Source organism: Methylobacterium sp. E-066 (assembly GCF_022829635.1).
In the GTDB taxonomy this organism is placed as follows: domain Bacteria; phylum Pseudomonadota; class Alphaproteobacteria; order Rhizobiales; family Beijerinckiaceae; genus Methylobacterium.
In genome coordinates this window covers 61,517-80,027 of the sequence record NZ_JAKSYO010000042.1, presented here as the reverse complement: position 1 = coordinate 80,027, position 18,511 = coordinate 61,517, and the positions used below count along the sequence as shown (strand labels likewise).

The following is an 18,511-nucleotide window of genomic DNA, read 5'->3' as shown; positions in this document are numbered from 1 at the left end:
GCCGAACCGGCATCCGCTTCGGCGCCGAGAGATCCAGGCCACCGCGCCACCCGGCATCCCCAGGGAACAGGACCCGTGCAGCCCGTTTTTTCGACCGACGGCCTCCACCCGAAGAACAGCTTCCAGATCTGGCGGGACGTGCTGTTCGAGCGGCTCGTGCCGATCAAGATGGAGCGGCTCGACGACAGGCCGTTCGCCGGCAAGATGGAGGTCGCCAGTGTCGGCTCCCTCCATATGTCCCGCGTCACGCAGGGCGCCCTGCGCAGCGAAACGACGCCCCAGGCCGCGCGCCAGCACGACAGGGCGGGTATGGCCGTCGTGCTGTTCAAGCTCGCCGGCGCGTCGTCCTGCCTTCAGGACGGCCGGGACTCCGTGCAGCGGCCCGGCGACATCGTCGTGCTCGATCATCGGCCGGCCGTGGTGACGACGGGCCCGGGCAGCCAGTCCCTGTTCCTGGAACTGCCGCGCGAGCGCCTGGAGAGCATGCTCGGTCCGACCCGGCTCTATACGGCGCTGTCGATGGGCGCGGACCTGGCCTCGAGCAGCCTGGCCTCGACCTTCTTCCGCGAGTTGATCCAGGTGCGCCACCGGCTCGACCCCGACGCGGCGGAACGGATGGCGACGATCGGCGTGGACCTGATCGTAGCCTGCATCGCCGAGCGGATGGCCAAGGAGGTGCCGCAGCCCTTGCACGGCACCGTCGTGGTCCAGCGGGCGAAGGCGTTCGTCGAGGCCAATCTCGGCGACCCGACCCTCGACCCGCCCCAGCTCGCGGCCGCGGTCGGCGTGTCGCTGCGCCGGCTCCAGGAATTGTTCCACGAGCGCGGCCAGCACATCTCCGATTGGATCTGGCAGCGCCGGCTCGAAACCGCCGCCAAGCGTCTGGCCGATCCGACCGGCGTTCATATGCAGATCGGCGCCGTGGCTTTCGGCTGCGGCTTCGCCAGCCAGGCGCACTTCTCGCGCCGCTTCAAGGAGCGGCACGGCATGTCCCCGCGGGAGTACCGGATCGCAGCTCTCATGGGGGCGGCCTGAGCGCTGTCCGCCGAAATCGATCTCGTTCGGCGGACAGCGCGTCAAGACGAGGATGTTCGGTCTCGGCATGGACCCGATCGCCGGAGCAGCCGGCATCTTAGCGACCCGAAACACCCCGTCACGAACACCCGGACTTGTCTGGACCCGCGAGATCCCATCGCGGCCATGGAGCGGCCAGAAGGCGACCCATGCAAACAGTGTTTTCGACCGGAGGGCTGCATCCCCGGGACAGCTTCAAGCGCTGGCGTGACGCGCTCGACGCGGAGGGCTCGAACGTCAACCTGCGGCAGCTCGATGATGCGCCATTCACAGCCAAAGTGGAGAGTGGCACGGTCGGCGCGCTCCATATAAAGCGCTTGTCGCAAAGCGCCCTGCGCACCGAGATCCGGAAACCCGCAGCCTCGGTTCAGGGGCGTGAGGGAATGGTCACCGCGACCTTCAAACTCGCGGGCACATCGAGCAGCTTCCAGGACGGTCGAGACGCTTCGGTGAGGGCCGGCGATCTCTACATCCTGGACCACCGGCCAGCCGTGCTGACGACGAGCGCAGGTGCCCAAGCCATGTTTCTGGAACTGCCCCGCGAGCGCTTCGAAAGCGTACTGGGCCCGATCCAGCTCTACACGGCGCTCCCGGCCGGGGCGGATCTCGCATCCACCGCCTTGGCGACGACCTTCATCAACGAGTTGATCAGCCTTGGCCATAAGCTCACTCCCGATTCGGCCGTCCGCATGGCATCGATCGGAATCGACCTGATCGTGGCCAGCATCGCCGAGCGCCTGGCCCGGGAGATCCCGCGGCCGCTGCACGGCACCGTCGTGGTCCAGCGGGCGAAGGCGTTCGTCGAGGCCAATCTCGGCGACCCGACCCTCGACCCGCCGCAGCTCGCGGCCGCGGTCGGTGTGTCGCTGCGCCGGCTCCAGGAGTTGTTCCACGAGCGCGGCCAGCACATCTCCGACTGGATCTGGCAGCGTCGGCTGGAGGCGGCCGCCAAACGGCTGGCCGACCCGAGCGGCACCCATGTGCAGATCGGTGCCGTGGCTTTCGGCTGCGGTTTCGCCAGCCAGGCCCACTTCGCCCGCCGCTTCAAAGAACGCTACGGCATGCCGCCCAGCGAGTACCGACACGCGGCCTTCCTGAGCACCGCGTAGGGGTGTGCTGCGGCCTGATGGTGCCAAACCCGGTGCCGAAAGCGGGACGCCCGCTCCCATGCATCCGCCGCGCCTGCATGCCAGGCAGAGCGAAAGCCGGACTGCCAGGCCCACCTGAGAGACAGGGGGCCGCAGGCGCAATGGGGTGCCGTATTTGCCTAAGCCGGCGCAGTTTTGATATACGATTGCAGCAACATCTAGATAAAGGCACCCCGTCCCCGCGCAAATATTTTGTTTTTGCTCCAAAAGATCTCGATAGACAATCGATGGCCTGAGATCATACTGCGGAAGCGCATCGCAAATTCATCCCGCAAAACCGATTGGCGAAAACGGAATTATATGTATGAAATTATTGTTTCTATCCGAAAAACTTCCTATTCATACGAGATTCAATCGATGGCTGGAGTTGCTGGAGGAGCAACGTCTGCCGCTCGAGCAAAAGCAACTCGACGCCGCTCCCTTCGAGGCCAAGCTGGAGATCGCCACGCTGGGCCCCCTCACGATGACCCGGGTCTCGGAGGGCCCTCTGCGCAGCGAGGCGACGCCGAGCGCCATCCGCCGTCTGGGTGACGAGGGCTGCATCAGCGTGGGCTTCACCCTCGCCGGCGAGAGGACGGTGCATCAGCGAGATCGAGCATCGACCCAACGGCAGGGCGACCTGGTGGTGATCGAACATCAGCCGACCGTGATGACGACGAGCCCAGGCAATCGGTCCCTGTACCTGAAGATGCCCCGCGAACGCCTGGAGAGCGTGCTCGGGCCGGCCCGGCGCTACGCGGCCCTGACCATAGGGGCGGACCTTGCCACCGCGATCCTGGCGACGAGCTTCTTCGAGGAGCTGACCCGCATGCATCACCAGCTCGACCCTGTGACGGTCGCCCGCATGGGGTCGATCGGCGTGGACCTGATCGTGGCCAGCATCGCCGAGCGGATGGCCCAGGACGTGCCGCTTCCGCTCAGCGGCTCCGTCCTGGTCCAGCGGGCCAAGGCGCATATCGAGGCCAACCTCGGCGACCCGAATCTGGACCCGCGGCACCTCGCGGCGGCCGTCGGCGTATCGCTGCGTCGGCTGGAAGAACTCTTCGAGGAGCGCGACCAGCAGGTCTCCGACTGGATCTGGCAGCGCCGGCTGGAGGTGGCGGCCGATCGCCTGGCCGACCCGGCCTGCACCCACCTGACGCTCGGCACCCTGGCCGGCGGCTGCGGCTTCAGCAACCGCGCCCAGTTCTCCCGCCGATTCAAGGACCGGTTCGGCCTGGCACCCAGCGAGTTCCGGCACGCCGTGGGGCTGGGCGGGCGATAGCGGTCCGCCGCACCTATTCAGGGCCGCGATCGCTCCGGCGCAGGCTCGCCGGCATGGCGAACAACAGCAGGGCGGCCGCCACGAGGCAAAGCGAGCCGATGACGTAGAGGGCCGGGGTCGTGGATCCGGTCAGGTCCTTGACCCAGCCGACCATCACCGGGCTGACGATGCCGCCGAACTGCCCCAGGGTGTTGATCAGCGCGATGCCTCCAGCCGCACCGACGCCGGTGACGAGCTTGGCCGGCAGGGTCCAGAAGGTCGGGATCGAGGCGACGATCCCGGATCCCAGCAGCGCCAGCGCGATCATCAGCGGCACGATCTGCCGGTCGAACAAGCCGGCGGAGAAGAACCCGATGGCTGCGGCGATCGCCAGCGCGGCGACGAATTTCGGGCGCTCGCCGGAGGCGTCGGACAGGCGCCCGACCACCACCATGCTGATCGCCCCGCAGATGTAGGGGATTGCGGTCAGCAAGCCGACATAGGCCGCGCTGCTGCCGCTGGCGGTCTTGATCAGGTCCGGCCCCCAGAAGTTCAGCCCGTAGGAGCCGATCTGGAGGAGGAAGTAGACCAGCCCGATCATCAGGAAGCCCGGCTGGCGCAGCGCCCCGAGGAGCGAATGGTCGCCGATCTCGCGGTTGTGGTGGGCGATCCGGGCGGACAGCAGCTCCTTCTCCGGCTCAGAGAGCCAGCGCGCATCGGAGATCCGGTCGTCGAGGCGCATCAGCACCAGGGCGCCGAGCACGAGGCAGGGCAGGCCGCCGGCCAGGAACAGCCATTGCCAGCCGGCGAGCCCGGCGACGCCGTTGAGCCCGCCGAGGATCAGGCCCGCCACCGGCGCCCCGACGATCCCCGAGAAGGCCGAGGCGACGAACAGGAACGAGGTGATCCGCCCGCGATGCGAGGCCGGGAACCACAAGGTCAGGTAGTACAGGATGCCGGGCGCGAAACCCGCCTCCATGGCGCCGATGATGAAGCGCAGGGTGTAGAAGTGCCACTCGGTGCGGATGAAGATCATCAGCGCCGTGGCGATCCCCCAGGAGATCATGATCCGGGCGATCCAGCGGCGCGCGCCGACCCGGTAGAGGAACAGGTTCGACGGCACCTCGAAGATGACGTAGCCGACCACGAACATGCTGGCGCCGAGCCCGTAGGCGACGTTGCTGAAGCCGAGGTCGCTCTGCAGCTGGAACTTGGCGAAGCTGATGTTGATCCGGTCGAAGAACGCGAACAGGTAGCAGACCATGATCAGCGGCATCAGCCGCCACGCCACCTTCCGGACGATCCCGGCCTCGGTCACGTCCTCTGGGCGCGCGGACGCGCCGGTCACCGCGATGGCCATCGTGTTCCTCCCTCGATAGGTCCGCCCGTCGAAGACGGGGGGCAGCTGCGTGGGACCGCCTTCAGGTGGGCGGTTTCATCACGCGGTGTCTCAAGTCACGGGTTTCCAAAGGGCTCAGCCCTTTGGCGGGGTTCGGGGGCGGAGCCCCCGATGCATCGGGCTAAGCCCGCCCTTCGCTCAGGCGGCCCGGGGAACCGGGTGGAGATCGCAGGGACGGCCGGCCTTGGCGACCTGGCCGGGCACCGCGTGGCCGACGAGCCGCGGCAGGTCCCGGGACAGGGCGATCAAGGCCGACAGGTCGAGGCCGGTGCGGATGCCCATCTCGTGGGCCATGCTGACCAGATCCTCGGTGCAGATGTTGCCGGTGGCGCCTGGGGCGAACGGGCAGCCGCCGAGGCCGCCGAGCGCCGCATCGAAGCGGCGCGCCCCGGCCTGCCAGGCCGCCAGCACGTTGGCGAGGCCGACCCCGCGGGTGTTGTGGAAGTGCAGCGTCAGGTGCTCGGCCGGGACGATGGCGAGCACACGGGCGACAAGCCGCTCGACCTGGCGCGGATTGGCCATGCCGGTGGTGTCGGCCAGCGTCACGCCGGTGATGCCGAGCGCGCGATAGCGCTCCACCTGCGCGACCACCTTGTCGACCGGCTGGTCGCCCTCGAACGGACAGCCGAAGGCGGTCGCCACCGTGGCGTTGGTCAGGACCGACGCGCCCTTCACGGTCTCCATGATCCGGGAGAACCCGGCGATCGAGTCGTCCGGGCTCATGCCCATATTGGCGCGGTTGTGGGTCTCGCTCACCGAGGCGACGAGGTTGATCTCGTCGACCCCGGCGGCGAGGGCCCGCTCGGCCCCCTTCGGGTTCGGGACCAGCGCCACATAGACCGTGCCGGGCCGGCGGCGGATCCCCGAAAAGACCTCGGAGGCGTCGCGCAGGGCCGGCACCGCCTTGGGCGAGACGAAGGACGAGACCTCGATCCGGGAAAAACCCGCATCCGAGAGCGCGTTCACCAGGGCGATTTTCTCGGCGGTCTCGATCCAGGCCGCCTCGATCTGGAGGCCGTCGCGGGGGGCGACCTCCTGGACCAGCATCGTGTCGTCGCTCATTTGACGGCTCCCGCATCGCGCAGCGTCTGGATCGCGTTCGCGTCGAGGCCGAGATCGGCCAGCACCGCATCGGTATGGGCGCCGAGCGCCGGCCCTTGCCAGCGCACCGTCCCGGGGGTGCCCGAGAGCTTCGGGACGATGCCGGGCATCTTCACCTGCGTGCCGCCGGGCAGCTCCGCCTGGAGGATCATGTCGCGGGCCTGGTAGTGCGGATCGGCGACGATGTCGGCCACCGAGTAGATCCGGCCGGCCGGCACGTCCGCGGCGTCGAGGGCAGCCAGGGCGTCGTCGACGCTCCGCGCTTTCGACCAGTCGCCGATGACGCCGTCGAGCATGGCGGCGTGCTGCGAGCGGCCGTCGTTCGAGCGCATCCGCGGGTCCTCGGCGAGGTCGGGACGGCCGATGGCCTTCATCAGCCGGCGGAAGATCGGGTCGCTGTTGCCCGCGATCACGACGAAGCCGCCATCCTGGGTCGGATAGGTGTTGGACGGGGTGATGCCGGGCAGCGCGCCGCCGGTGCGGGTGCGGATCTCGCCGAGCAGGTCGTATTCGGGGACCAGGCTCTCCATGACGTTGAACACGCTCTCGACCAGCGAGACGTCCACCACCTGCCCGGCGCCGCCGTTGACCTTGACGTTGAGGATCGACATCAGCGCGCCGATCACGCCGTGGAGCGAGGCCAGGGTATCGCCGATGCTGACCCCGACCCGGGCCGGGGGGCTGTCGGGGGAGCCGGTGGTGTAGCGCAGCCCGCCCATGGCCTCGCCGATGGCGCCGAAGCCCGGCCGGTCGCGGTACGGCCCGGTCTGGCCGTAGCCGGAGATGCGGACCATCGTGAGGTTGGGGTTGAGGACCGAGAGCACGTCCCAGCCGAGACCCAGCTTCTCCAGGCCGCCGGGCCTAAAGTTCTCGACCACCACGTCGGCGCTGCTAGCGAGGCGCTTGACGATGTCGAGCCCCTCCGGCGTCTTGAGGTTGACGGCGATCGACTTCTTGTTGCGCGACTGGAGATACCACCACAGCGAGGTGTCGCCGTGCATCTTGCGCCAGGTGCGCAGGGGGTCGCCGCCCTCGGGCGACTCGACCTTGATCACCTCGGCACCGAACTCGGCCAGGAGCTTGGTAGCGAAGGGTGCGGCGATGAGCTGGCCGAGTTCCAGCACACGGATCCCGCTGAGCGGACCTGACACCGTCGTTCTCTCCCTGTCTTTGCATGAAGGATACGACCAGCGGTTGGGCGATGTCCAAACGTCATGCGCCAGCCTGCGTTCTCCGAATGCGAACGCAGGTGACGTTCAGCCTCCGGCCGTGCGCAGATGGTCGAGGAGCAGGGCCGCGGCAGGCGGCAGGGCGCCGGGCCGGACCACCAGGGTCAGCGTCCGCGTGGCCCACGGGTCGGTCAGCGGCACCGCGGCGAGCCGCATCTGCGGACCGAGCAGGGCGTAGACCCCCTCGGGGATCGTGCCGAGGCCCATCCCGGCCTGGGCCATCCGGCAGATCCCGTCGAAGCTCGGCACGTGGATCCGCAGGCGCAGCGGGCGCCCGAGGCGCCGGGCCTCGTCCCGCAGGGCCGCGTAGATCGAGCTCTCGACGTGCAGGCCGACATGATCGTAGTCGAGGGTGTCGGCGAGGGCGATTGCGCCGCGCCCGCTCAAGGGATGGTCGGCCGGCATCACCAGGACTAGGCGGTCGCCGCGATATGGATAGGCGGTGAGCGAGCGGGTATCGGTGCCGCCGGCGCAGATCCCGAGATCGGCCACGCCCTCCTCGACGCCGAGCACCACGCCGCCGCTCGGCCGCTCCGCCAAGTCCACGCGGATCCGCTCCTGCGCGGCCAGGAAGACCTGAAGGTCCTCGGGCAGGAACTGGACGATGGCCGAGAGATTGGCGAGCATCCGCACGAAGCCGCGCACCCCGTGCGCGTGCTCAGCGAGTTCGAGCGCCATCTGCTCGGCGCTCGCCAGCATCCGGCGGGTGTGATGCAGCAGGGTCTCGCCGGCCGGCGTCAGGCGCATGCCCCGCGGCTCGCGGGTGAGCAGCGCGCAGCCCAGGGCGTGCTCCAGCTCGGCCAGCCGCTTGCTCACCGCCGAGGGGGCGATCGCCGCTCGACGCGCCGCGCCGTTGAGCGTCCCCGCCTCACAGATCGCCGCGAACAGGCGCAGCGTCTTGAGGTCGAGGCGGCTGACGGTCGCCGCGGTGGGAAGCGTCTCGCGAATGCTCAGGATCCTTTCTTCGCGGCCTCTTCGAGCCGTTCCCGATCGCGTTGCGACAGGGAACGGCTCTCAGTCCTTGTCTAGCCGCGCTCTCTAACGCCGAACCGGTGTCCACTTCGGCGGAGAGCGCTCTAAGGGCCGCGCCAGTCCCGGGCGCCGACCGGCTGGCCGTGCGTGCCGTGACCGAGCTTCGCCCCCTGCCGGTTGACCAGGCCGAAGCGCAGGACCGCCTGCTCCAGAAAGTCGATGGCGTCGATGAGATGCGTCCGGGCCGCCGCGACCGCGTCCTCGCCCTCCTCGACGGGGGTCTCGGCGAGGTTCACGGCCGCGATCAGCACCCGGTCGCGCTCCTCCTCGATCCGCCTGTCGCGCTCGACATGGCCGCGGACTTTCGCGTCGAAGGCCTCGATCACCGACCAGGGCAGCGCGTCCTTGTCGGCCGGCGCCCGGAAGGCGAGGGCGTGGCGCCGCGCCGCCGCCGCGGCGGCCCTGACGTGGTCGGCGAGTTCTGCATCCATCCCCGGTCTCCGTGTGATTTCAAGCCTGGATCGGGCGTCGTCCTTTTCCGAAGGCCGACCACCGTTCGGGACGCTGCTGTCTCGAACGCGCACCTGTCCCGCCCGTTGCCGAGGCCCTTACCTTGACAAGGCGCGCCCTTATCTCTCGGAACTGTGATCGGTGTACCGGGCCTGGCCCGGACGGGAGTTAGCCTGAATGGTCTCGATGCTGAACGCCGGCGCCCTGCGCCCGACATCCGCGGCGGCGCGCCTTCTCGGCGCGCTCACGATCCTGCTGGTCGCCACCGGGCTCTCCGGCTGCGGCGCGATCAACCGCGTGCCGACCCTGGAGGAGCAGGCCAAGTCGTCCTGGAGCGAGGTGCAGAACCAGTACCAGCGCCGGGCCGACCTGATCCCGAACCTGGTCGAGACCGTGAAGGGCTATGCCCAGCAGGAGAAGGACGTGCTGATCGGCGTCACCGAGGCCCGCGCCAAGGCGTCGAGCGTGAAGGTCGACGCCTCGACGGTGAGCGACCCGCAGAAGTTCAAGGAATTCCAGGACGCCCAGAACCAGCTTTCGGGCGCGCTCGGGCGGCTGCTGGTCACGGTGGAAAAATACCCCGACCTGAAGTCGAACCAGAACTTCCTGGCTCTGCAATCGCAGCTCGAAGGCACCGAGAACCGCATCGCCGTGGCGCGGCGCGACTATATCGGCACGGTCCAGGCCTACAACACTGAGCTGCGCACCATCCCGGGCCGCTGGATCGCCGCGATCCTCTATCCCGAGGCCAAGCCGATGGAGACGTTCTCGGCGACCCCGAATGCCGACCGGCCGCCGAACGTGAAGTTCTAGAGGCGGCGCGTTTCAATGCGGCTCCTGTAGATGCGACTCATGGGCCTGAGCACCGGGACGCTGGTGCGGCTCTTCCTCGCCCTGGTCGTCCTGTTCGCGTGCCTGGCGGTCTACGCGGTCGGGGCGCTGGCCGCCGACCTGACCTTCCCGCCGCTCACCGGGCGCGTGGTCGACGGCGCGGGCATCCTGACGCCGGACCAGCGCCAGGCGCTGGAGGCCAAGCTGAAGGCGCACGAGGACAAGACCTCGGATCAGGTCGTGGTGGCGACCGTGCCCAACCTCCAGGGCACGACCATCGAGGACTTCGCCAACCGCCTGTTCCGGGACTGGAAGCTCGGGCAGGCCAAGACCAACAACGGCGCCCTGCTGCTGGTGGCGCCGAGCGAGCGCAAGGTGCGGATCGAGGTCGGTTACGGCCTCGAAGGCGCGCTCACCGACGCGCTCTCCCGGGTGATCATCGCCAGCGCGATCACGCCGCGGTTCAAGACCGGCGATTATTACGGCGGGATCGATGCCGGGATCGACGGGATCCTGGGCATCCTGTCGGGGGACGCGCAGGACTGGCAGCGCAAGCCGCAGGTCCGCGCCGACGAAGTCGATCCCACGCAGGTCGCGGTCTTCGTCATCCTGTTCCTGATCGTGCTGTTCGTGGCCTGGCGCATGAACCGCGGCGGCACCGGCCGGGCCGGACGCGGCGGCGGCATCGTGTTCCTGCCCGGTCCCGGCTCGGGTGGCTGGAGCGGCGGCTTCTCGGATGGCGGATCGTCCGGCGGCGGCTTCTCCGGCGGGGGCGGCTCGTCGGGCGGCGGGGGAGCCTCGGGTGACTGGTAGGATCGCGGACGTGCTCACTCCGGAGGCGCGCGAGCGCCTCGCCGCGGCGGTGTCCCGGGCCGAAGCCGGCACGTCCGGCGAGATCGTCGTGATGGTCAGCCGGCGGGCGGGCGCCTACCGCTCGGTGGTGCTGCTCACGGCCCTGATCGCCGCGCTGATCCTGCCCTGGCCGCTGATCGCGCTGACCGGCTGGAGCGCCACCGCGATCCTGCTGGCGCAGGCGGCCCTGGTCGCCGCAATCCTGGGGCTGAGCCAGATCGAGCGGCTGCGCCTCGCCCTGGTGCCGCGCCGGCTGCGCAGCGCCCGGGCCCGCGAGGCCGGGCAGCGGGCGTTCTGGTCCCGGGGCCTGAGCCGGACCCGGTCCCGCACCGGCGTGCTGCTCTACCTGTCGCTGGCCGAGCGCCATGCCGAGATCGTCACGGATCTCGGCGTGCTCCAGCGCATCCCGGCGCAATCCTGGGACGGGATCCTGGCCGACCTCACCCGCGCCCTGGCGCGGGGCGACATCGAGGGCGGCCTGACCGAGGCGGTGCAGCGCATCGGCGCCTGCCTGGCCGAGCATCTGCCGGCCGGCCCGCACGATCCGGACGAATTGCCGAACCGGGTGATCGTCGCGGATTAGGATCGCGTCTGGAGAGTGACTCTAGCCCCGGATGCGCCGCAGTGCGGCCATGGCCTCCTCGGGCGAGGCGTCGCAACCCGCCGGCACGACCAGCTTCACGGCCCATTCGTGCCGCGCTGCGGCCCCGTTCATTCCCAGAACTGCGCCCGTCCGGCGCATGAAATACAGGACGCTCAGCTGCATCGCGGCCCGGGGACCTTCGAGGGTCCAGCCCCGATAGACGTAGGCGACGCGGTCATTCGGATCGCGGGGCGCCGCCAGCGACGTGTCGGCGCCATGGGGCGAAGGCTCGACGAAGTCGGCCGTCACCGGCAGCCGGCAGGTGCCGGTCCAGACCAGCCGGCGCACGGCCTCGGCGCGCGGCAGAACCACACCGTCCCCGAGATCGACCGCGACCGCGTCGGCCGGCTCCGGGGGCGCCGGGTTCCCGTAGGCCTGGACCCGCACCGACACCGAGAGGGCGAGCAGCAGGCACAGGGCGGCCAGCCCCGCCCGGTCGGCGTTGATCAGGCGGGTCGCGCGAGTGGGCACGACGTCCTCTCGACTTGGAGCACGATCGGCAGCAGCGACGCCGCCACGGACACCAGCGCCACGGTGACCGAGCCGGCCCCGTCGTGCCAGTAGCGGTAGGCCTCCGCGGAGGGGAGCATCGCCAGGATCCGGGCAATGTTGATCGCCACCACCAGGACGGCGCTCACCGCCAGGGCGCCGAGCGTCCCTCGGGTGACCGCCCGGCCGGCGATCTTGAGCACGCACAGCCAGATCAGCGCCGCCAGCGACAGGTTGTGGAAGGCCGAACAGCCCTCCAGCATGACGATCGACCAGTCCGGGCGGGCGCTGAGATAGACACCGCTCGCCTGCAGCCCAGGGAAGACGACGCGCCCGACCCAGGCCATCACGGCGACCTCGAACGGCTCGATGGCGTGGTAGAACATCTTGAAGACGAGCTTGCTCCACAATTCGCAGAGCGACAGGGCGAGCCAGATCTGCCCGATATCGGCCAGCACGCAGTCCCGGGCGCGCCGGGCGAGGAGCCAGGCCGCGGCCAGCGTCATGCCGGCATAGACCGCGTGGGGCTCGGGCAGGAACCAGCTCAGCGCACAGGCGATCAGGATAGCAAGGTCGGTCCGGGTCAGCGCCGGCCTACGGTGCCGCGCCGCGAAGAGGATCGCCGCGGTCGCGAGGGTGGCGAACACCTCGCCAAACTTGAGTTCGACGAGGCGCTGGAGGCCCGGGTCGGGTTCGAGCAGCAGGCGCTGCAACGCGGCTGAAGCAGCCGTGCCGCAGCCGAAGATCAGCAGGTTCCAGCTCGCGGCCTGGACGGGCCAGTTCGCGGCGCGCGCCGCCTCGATCGGCCAGCCCATGCCAGGTCGTGTCAGCACCCCGGCCATCCGGGCGCTCAAAAGGCGGCCGGGGCGCGGCGCCTGCGCCGGAGGAAGGCCACGGTGCCTCCCGCCAGGGCGAGACCCAGCACCGCGTTGATCTCAGGAGCCGGCGCACCGCCGGAATGGCCGCCGGAACCGGCTTCAAGGGAGAAGAGGCCGGCAAAGGCGCCGTCAGCCCCGTACGAGGCCGCTGCAACGGGGCCGGTCACCGTGTGCCCGCCTGCCCGCGAGCCGCCGCCCGCCCCGCCGAACGTGGCGCTCTTGACCACATAGGACGCGCCGGCCGTGGCCGAGGCGATGGACGGCGGCGACAGCAACCCCGGGAAGGCCGACCCTCCTCCAAAACAGGTCACCGTGCGGGCGAACGGATCTCCTCTGAGCAGGGCATCCAGGCTCGCGAAGTGTCTGGGACGGGGCGGCCCGAAGGCGGAGATGGGCGGCGTCGAGCCGGCATTGCGAGACCTGAGGGGCTGGCAGATGAAGTCACGGATCACATCGAGGGGTTCTGCCTGGGCAGGACTGATCTGATCGAACAGGACCAGGGCGGCGAGAGCGGCAGCACGCGATAGGCGTTCCATCATTGCCCCCTCCACCCCGATTCTTGACGTCACGGCACGCGGATCCTGAATAGGCAGCTCGGCATTGAATGGCGCTAACCAAGTTATTGGGGCCATCAATAGAAACTGATATGTTGGCGCGTCGACGCGCAGGTCAACTTCGGGTTTCTACTGAATTATTGCGTGTTCAGCGCTATTAACTATTAAAGCGACTTGTGGGCGCTGACAGCCAAGGTCTGGGACGCGACGGGTGAGACGGCGCAGACCCGTCTCACCTCCTCCGCCGGGACGCAGGAGGAGCCGGATTTGTGTGCTGCCGCACGAAGCCGGGCGCCTTGCGGTAACTCGGCCGGTCCACAGGCGATTCTCCTTCATAGACCGCTTGGGCCGGACCACGTCCGCCCGCGGGATGCCGGCTCCAGACGACGGAGCACGGCCGGCATCGTCCGAGGAGACCGCCATGAAGATCCTGATCGCCGCGACGCCGCTCACTGGCCACGTGAACCCGATGCTCGCCATCGGTCGCGCCGCCGCCGCCCGGGGTGACGACGTGATCGTGCTCACCGATCCGGCGTTCCAGGCGAAGGTCGAGGCGGCGGGCCTGCGCTTCGCGCCCTACGCGGACAACGAGTCCGCCGGATTTCTCGAGACGACGCTGCCGGCCGGCCCGGAACGCTTCCGGCGCGAGTTCGAGCGGCGCTTCATCGATCCGATGCCGGTTCAGACCGCCGCCCTGCGGGCCCTGATCGCCGCGGATGCGCCGGACGTGATCGTCGCCGGCAGCATGTTCCTCGGGGTGCTGCCGCTGCTCCTCGATTCCGCGCCGCGGCCCCCGATCGTGACTGCCAATATCAGCTTCCTGTTCCTCGATCGGCCGGACCATGCCCCGATCGGTCTCGGCCTGCCCCCGGCCCGCGACCAGGCCGAGCTCGCCCGCTACGCCGCCTTGAAGGCCGGGATGGATGCGGGCTTCACCAACCCGGTTCGGGCCTATGCCGACGCTCAGCTCGCCCGGCTGGGCGTGCCGCCGTTACCGGCCTCCCTGCCGCACTCGATCGTGGTGCTGCCGGACCTGTTCCTCCAGCCGACCGTGCCGGGCTTCGAGTACGATTACGGTGCTCTGCCCCCGGGCGTCCGCTTCATCGGGCTGCTCCAGCCCCCGGCCCCGCCCGCGCCCCTGCCGGATTGGTGGCCCGAGCTCGAACAGGCCAACGCCCTGGGCAAGCCCGTCGTCCTGGTCACGCAAGGCACCCTTGCCAACGCGGATTTCGGCGATCTGGTCGAGCCGACGCTCACCGCCCTTGCCGACCGGGACGATCTGCTGGTCCTGGCCACCACGGGTGGGCGGGCGGTCGAGGCGCTGCGGGGGCCGATCCCGGCCAACACCCGGGCGGCGAGGTTCCTGCCGTTCCGCGAATTGCTGCCTCGCGTCAGCGTGCTCGTCACCAATGGCGGCTACGGCAGCGTCTCTCAGGCCCTGGCGAACGGCGTGCCGATCGTCTCGGCCGGTCTGACCGAGGACAAGGCGGAGGTGAACGCCCGCATCGGCTGGTCGGGCGCCGGCCTCAACCTCGCCACCAACACACCGAGTCCCGACGCTCTACGGACGGCGGTGACACGGGTGCTCGACGAGCCGAGCTTCCGGCAACGAGCCGGTGCGTTGCAGGAGGCATTCACGGCGCGGGATGCGATGGCCGGGATTTTGGGCGCGATCGATGATCTCGGCCGCTCCGGCTTGGTACGCCGCGATGGTACGGGCGCAGCGGTGCCTTTGGCGCAGTCGGCGTGAGACCGAAACGAGCTTGTCAAGCGGAACCGAATTTCCTATAGTCGTTTGACTATAGGAAACGCCATGCCGGATGCTGGTGCTCCGCAGCGCATCGTTATCTGGGTCGCCTCATCGCGGCGCGACATTCGTGAAATGCCGGCCGCGGTACGGCGTGAATTCGGTCAGGCGATCGCCGACGCTGAGCAGGGCGGCAAGCATCCCAACGCGAAACCGCTGAAGGGGATCGAAGCCGTCGAGGTCGTGACCAATTTCGACGGCGATACCTTTCGAGCCGTCTACACGGTCAAGCTGGCAGGCTTCGTGTACGTGCTGGACGTCTTCCAGAAGAAGTCGATCACCGGTCGAAAGACGGCACAGGTGGACTTGGACCGGATCCGGAAACGGCTCGCCGCCGCCAGGGAAGATCACAGGAAGAGGACGACGATCGAGAATGCCGGCTGAATCATCGGCGTAGGCTGTGCGGGGAAGGATGCCCCTTCGGCCAAACATCTTCGTCGTCCAATACTAAAGAGGAGCCACCCACCATGCCTGACTCGCTCACGCGCATCGCAAGATCCTCCAAGGTCGGCTCGACGGGCAGAGCGGCCGAGAAGTCCGGTGGCTCCTCCAATCCGCACGGGCAGGATGAGGCGATGACGTTCGAGATCAGCAGCGGCAACGTCTTCGCGGATCTCGACCTTCCGGCACCTGAAGACGAGGCGCTGAAGGCCCGCATCGTCATGCGTCTGCGGGCGGAAATGGAGCGGCGGAAGCTGACTCAGGGCGAACTCGCCGCTGTCATTGGGGCCAAGCAACCGGACGTGTCGAACCTGCTCCGGGGGCGGGTCCTGGGCTTCTCCCTCGAACGCATGCTGGAATTCATGCGCGCGCTCGGCGATGACGTGGAGATCACCCTGCGTCCCGCGACGGACGAACGCCGCGGGACGCTGTCACTGAAGGTCGTCTGATTGCCAAGTGATCTCACGCGACGCGTTGCGGCGCGGACTTGTGGGAGACGCCGAAATCCGGTTTCCGGGCGACCAAATTGATTGCCAAGGGGTGAAGACGAAAATGTTTCCCGTGAAACATTCACAGGTTTAACGCGCACGCCCGGCGAAGCGCAGCGCCCCGCCGGATCGCACATCCCGCCCCGTCAACGCCGAACCGCCACCGGCCCGTTCATCCCCGGCCAGTCGGAATAGCCGTTGGCGCCGCCGCCGTACCAATAGGGCTTCGGCGCCTCGGCCAAGGGCGCGCCGCTGGCGAGGCGGCCGACGAGGTCGGGGTTGGCGATGTAGGGCCGGCCGAAGCTGAACAGGTCGGCCCGGCCTTCGGCCAGTTCCGTCTCGGCGAGATCCAGGGTGAGCTGGTTGTTGCCGATATAGGCGCCCTTGAACCGGCGGCGCAGGTCGAGGAAGTCGACGCCGTCCGGCACGTCGCGGGTCTGCTGGGTCACGCCCTCGATCGTGTGGACGTAGAGCAGGTTGAAGCCGTTCAAAGCATCGACATAGGCGCCGTAGGTGGCGTGCGGATCGGAATCGAGCGGCGTCTCGCCGGGCTGGGTGGTCGCGGGAGACAGACGAATGCCGACCCGGGCGCCTCCGCCCCAGACCTCGGTGACCGCGCGGACCACCTCCAGGGGAAAGCGCAGTCGGTTCTCGATCGAACCGCCATAGCGGTCGGTGCGCCTATTGGTGGAATCGCGGACGAACTGCTCCAGCAGGTAATTGTTGGCCGAGTGGATCTCGACGCCGTCGAAACCCGCCCGCTTGGCGTTCTCGGCCGCGCGCCGGTAATCGGCGACGATCCCCGGGATCTCGTCGGTCTCGAGCGCCCGGGGCGTCACGTGGGGCTTCATGCCGTCCTGCGTGAACGCGGTCCCCTCGGGCTTGATCGCGGAGGCCGAGACCGGGAGCGCGCCGCCGGGCTGAAGCTCGGGATGCGAGATCCGGCCGGTATGCCAGAGCTGCAGGAAGATCAGCCCGTCATTGGCATGGATCGTCTTCACGATCCGCGACCAGCTCTCGACCTGCGCATCGGACCAGATCCCCGGCGTGTAGGCGTAGCCGACCCCTTGGGGTGAGATGTTGGTCGCCTCTGAAATGATCAGGCCGGCATTGGCCCGCTGCCCGTAATAATCGGCGGCGAAATCCGGCGGCACGCCCTCGGTGTTGGAGCGGCTGCGGGTGAGCGGCGCCATCACCACCCGGTTCTTGAGGGTCAGGTCGCCGATGGTGACGGGCTGAAGGATCGGGCTGGTCGGCATGAAACCTCGGATACGGAACATTCGGAAGGACGAGCAGCGTCGGCTGTCGCCGGCCGTCGAAAGGCTGCCATCGCGGCGCCGGCATGCTCGGGATGGGTGGTCGATAACCCGCCGAGGTCGGGCCTCGGTTCCCCCCGCGTTTCGACTGCCCTTGCCCGTTGCCGGCGCAGACCGGCGGTTCGGAATGCCGCGGGAACCGGATCGCGAGGCAGGTCTTGCCTGACAGGTGACGTCGCGAGCGGCTTGGCCCCGCGCATCGCCTCACCGGAACTTGACTGGACGGCCGGGGACTTGCCCTGGCGAGGCCGCGTCCCGCGGCTCTGCTTCCCCCATCTGGAGAACCGACGCCATGAAGGCACTCTGCTGGCACGGCAAGAACGACATCCGCTGCGACACGGTCCCGGATCCGGTGATCGAGGATGCCCGCGACGTGATCATCAAGGTGACGAGCTGCGCCATCTGCGGCTCGGATCTCCACCTGATGGACGGCCAGATGCCGACCATGGAATCCGGCGACGTGCTCGGCCACGAGTTCATGGGCGAGGTGATCGAGGTCGGCCAGGGCTTCACCAAGTTCCGGAAGGGCGACCGCATCGTCGTCCCGTTCAACATCAATTGCGGCGCCTGTCGGCAGTGCAAGCTCGGCAATTACTCGGTCTGCGAGCGCTCGAACCGCAACGGCGCGATGGCAGCCGCGCAGTTCGGCTACCCGACCGCGGGCCTGTTCGGCTACTCGCACCTCACCGGCGGCTATGCCGGTGGCCAGGCCGAGTACGTGCGCGTCCCCATGGCCGACGTGGCGCCCATGAAGGTGCCGGACGGCATGGACGACGAGTCGGTCCTGTTCCTCACCGACATCCTGCCCACCGGCTGGCAGGGCGCCGAGCATTGCGAGATCCAGGGCGGAGAGATCATCGCGATCTGGGGTGCGGGACCGGTCGGCCTGTTCGCGATCCAGTCGGCCAAGATCATGGGTGCCGGGCGCATCATCGCCATCGACACGGTGCCCGAGCGCTTGGCCCTCGCCAAAAAATCCGGCGCCACCGACGTCATCGACTTCATGAACGAGGACGTGTTCGAGCGGATCAAGGAGATCAGCAAGGGCCAGGGCGCCGACGGCGTGATCGACTGCGTCGGCATGGAGGCCAGCGCCGGCCATGGCGGCCTCACCGGCGTGCTCTCGACCCTGCAGGAGAAGCTGACCTCCACCGAGCGGCCCTACGCGCTGGCCGAGGCGATCAAGGCGGTGCGGCCGTGCGGCATCGTCTCGGTGCCGGGCGTCTATGGCGGCCCGGTGCCGGTCAACATGGGCTCGATCGTCCAGAAGGGCCTAACCCTCAAGAGCGGGCAGACCCACGTGAAGCGCTACCTGGAGACGCTGACCAAGCTGATCCAGGAGGGCAAGTTCGACATGACGTCGATGATCACCCACCGCTCGACCAACCTCGCGGACGGCCCGGATCTCTACAAGACGTTCCGCGACAAGGCCGATGGCTGCGTGAAGGTCGTCTTCCACCCGAACTGAGTTCGCGTGCGGTGCGTTTGACGCCACTTCCGATGCCCCGGTCTTCGAGGACCGGGGCTTTGACTGCT

At 68.7% G+C, this 18,511-nt stretch carries 19 protein-coding genes; 10 read left to right on the top strand and 9 right to left on the bottom strand.

The window, feature by feature from the left end:
• The first annotated feature begins 75 nt into the window (after positions 1-75).
• The 3 genes from MKL20_RS04560 (at position 76) to MKL20_RS04550 (ending at position 3,486) form a co-directional block, all read left to right on the top strand.
• Positions 76-1,035: a helix-turn-helix domain-containing protein gene (locus tag MKL20_RS04560; protein ID WP_244035685.1), complete on the top strand. Its 960-nt coding sequence runs from the start codon at positions 76-78 to the stop codon at positions 1,033-1,035.
• A 188-nt stretch (positions 1,036-1,223) separates the two neighbouring features.
• On the top strand, positions 1,224-2,183 hold the full coding sequence (locus MKL20_RS04555) for a helix-turn-helix domain-containing protein (protein ID WP_244035684.1): 960 nt from the start codon (positions 1,224-1,226) through the stop codon (positions 2,181-2,183).
• Positions 2,184-2,526: 343 nt separating this feature from the next.
• Positions 2,527-3,486, top strand: a complete 960-nt coding sequence (locus MKL20_RS04550; protein WP_244035683.1) for a helix-turn-helix domain-containing protein — start codon at positions 2,527-2,529, stop codon at positions 3,484-3,486.
• 13 nt (positions 3,487-3,499) lie between these two features.
• On the opposite strand, the gene MKL20_RS04545 is transcribed toward MKL20_RS04550, so the two are convergent.
• The 5 genes from MKL20_RS04545 to MKL20_RS04525 all read right to left on the bottom strand — a co-directional run bounded on the left by MKL20_RS04545 (position 3,500) and on the right by MKL20_RS04525 (position 8,657).
• The gene (locus MKL20_RS04545) at positions 3,500-4,825 is read right to left on the bottom strand and encodes an MFS transporter (RefSeq protein WP_244035682.1); all 1,326 of its coding nucleotides are present in this window, start codon (positions 4,823-4,825) and stop codon (positions 3,500-3,502) included.
• A gap of 177 nt (positions 4,826-5,002) precedes the next feature.
• Complete coding sequence (locus MKL20_RS04540; protein ID WP_244035681.1) at positions 5,003-5,926, bottom strand: hydroxymethylglutaryl-CoA lyase; 924 nt, start codon at positions 5,924-5,926, stop codon at positions 5,003-5,005.
• Complete coding sequence (locus MKL20_RS04535; protein ID WP_244035680.1) at positions 5,923-7,116, bottom strand: CaiB/BaiF CoA transferase family protein; 1,194 nt, start codon at positions 7,114-7,116, stop codon at positions 5,923-5,925. The genes MKL20_RS04540 and MKL20_RS04535 overlap by 4 nt, the downstream gene beginning before the upstream one ends.
• 105 nt (positions 7,117-7,221) lie before the next feature.
• Positions 7,222-8,142 carry a LysR family transcriptional regulator gene (locus MKL20_RS04530; RefSeq protein ID WP_244035713.1) on the bottom strand — a complete coding sequence of 307 codons (921 nt, stop codon included), beginning with the start codon at positions 8,140-8,142 and terminating at the stop codon, positions 7,222-7,224.
• Positions 8,143-8,270: 128 nt separating this feature from the next.
• Entirely contained in the window at positions 8,271-8,657 is a 387-nt protein-coding gene (locus MKL20_RS04525; RefSeq protein WP_244035679.1) for a hypothetical protein, read from the bottom strand.
• 205 nt (positions 8,658-8,862) lie between these two features.
• Here MKL20_RS04525 and MKL20_RS04520 point away from each other — a divergent pair, with 205 nt between their 5' ends.
• From MKL20_RS04520 to MKL20_RS04510, 3 genes are read left to right on the top strand one after another with little or no spacing between them, the layout of a single operon-like run.
• Positions 8,863-9,489, top strand: a complete 627-nt coding sequence (locus tag MKL20_RS04520) for a LemA family protein (RefSeq protein ID WP_409568112.1) — start codon at positions 8,863-8,865, stop codon at positions 9,487-9,489.
• 30 nt (positions 9,490-9,519) lie between these two features.
• Positions 9,520-10,320, top strand: a complete 801-nt coding sequence (locus MKL20_RS04515) for a TPM domain-containing protein (protein ID WP_244035677.1) — start codon at positions 9,520-9,522, stop codon at positions 10,318-10,320.
• Positions 10,310-10,942 (top strand): TPM domain-containing protein, encoded by a 633-nt coding sequence (locus MKL20_RS04510; RefSeq protein ID WP_244035676.1) that lies wholly within the window; start codon positions 10,310-10,312, stop codon positions 10,940-10,942. The genes MKL20_RS04515 and MKL20_RS04510 overlap by 11 nt, the downstream gene beginning before the upstream one ends.
• Before the next feature lie 21 nt (positions 10,943-10,963).
• On the opposite strand, the gene MKL20_RS04505 is transcribed toward MKL20_RS04510, so the two are convergent.
• The 3 genes from MKL20_RS04505 to MKL20_RS04495 are packed head-to-tail and all read right to left on the bottom strand — an operon-like array spanning position 10,964 to position 12,908.
• Positions 10,964-11,473, bottom strand: a complete 510-nt coding sequence (locus MKL20_RS04505; RefSeq protein ID WP_244035675.1) for a hypothetical protein — start codon at positions 11,471-11,473, stop codon at positions 10,964-10,966.
• Positions 11,449-12,324: a hypothetical protein gene (locus MKL20_RS04500; protein WP_244035674.1), complete on the bottom strand. Its 876-nt coding sequence runs from the start codon at positions 12,322-12,324 to the stop codon at positions 11,449-11,451. The genes MKL20_RS04505 and MKL20_RS04500 overlap by 25 nt, the downstream gene beginning before the upstream one ends.
• Positions 12,325-12,341: 17 nt before the next feature.
• A complete protein-coding gene (locus tag MKL20_RS04495; RefSeq protein ID WP_244035673.1) occupies positions 12,342-12,908 on the bottom strand; it encodes a hypothetical protein in 567 nt (188 codons plus the stop codon).
• 436 nt (positions 12,909-13,344) lie between these two features.
• Here MKL20_RS04495 and MKL20_RS04490 point away from each other — a divergent pair, with 436 nt between their 5' ends.
• The 3 genes from MKL20_RS04490 (at position 13,345) to MKL20_RS04480 (ending at position 15,620) form a co-directional block, all read left to right on the top strand.
• Complete coding sequence (locus MKL20_RS04490) at positions 13,345-14,673, top strand: nucleotide disphospho-sugar-binding domain-containing protein (RefSeq protein WP_244035672.1); 1,329 nt, start codon at positions 13,345-13,347, stop codon at positions 14,671-14,673.
• 63 nt (positions 14,674-14,736) lie between these two features.
• The gene (locus MKL20_RS04485; RefSeq protein ID WP_244035671.1) at positions 14,737-15,114 is read left to right on the top strand and encodes a type II toxin-antitoxin system RelE/ParE family toxin; all 378 of its coding nucleotides are present in this window, start codon (positions 14,737-14,739) and stop codon (positions 15,112-15,114) included.
• An 83-nt stretch (positions 15,115-15,197) separates the two neighbouring features.
• Positions 15,198-15,620 (top strand): helix-turn-helix domain-containing protein, encoded by a 423-nt coding sequence (locus tag MKL20_RS04480; RefSeq protein WP_244035670.1) that lies wholly within the window; start codon positions 15,198-15,200, stop codon positions 15,618-15,620.
• 185 nt (positions 15,621-15,805) lie between these two features.
• On the opposite strand, the gene MKL20_RS04475 is transcribed toward MKL20_RS04480, so the two are convergent.
• Complete coding sequence (locus MKL20_RS04475) at positions 15,806-16,918, bottom strand: alkene reductase (RefSeq protein ID WP_244035669.1); 1,113 nt, start codon at positions 16,916-16,918, stop codon at positions 15,806-15,808.
• A gap of 349 nt (positions 16,919-17,267) precedes the next feature.
• Between MKL20_RS04475 and MKL20_RS04470 the strand changes: the two genes are divergently transcribed.
• Complete coding sequence (locus MKL20_RS04470; protein ID WP_243971125.1) at positions 17,268-18,443, top strand: zinc-dependent alcohol dehydrogenase; 1,176 nt, start codon at positions 17,268-17,270, stop codon at positions 18,441-18,443.
• Positions 18,444-18,511 lie beyond the last annotated feature (68 nt).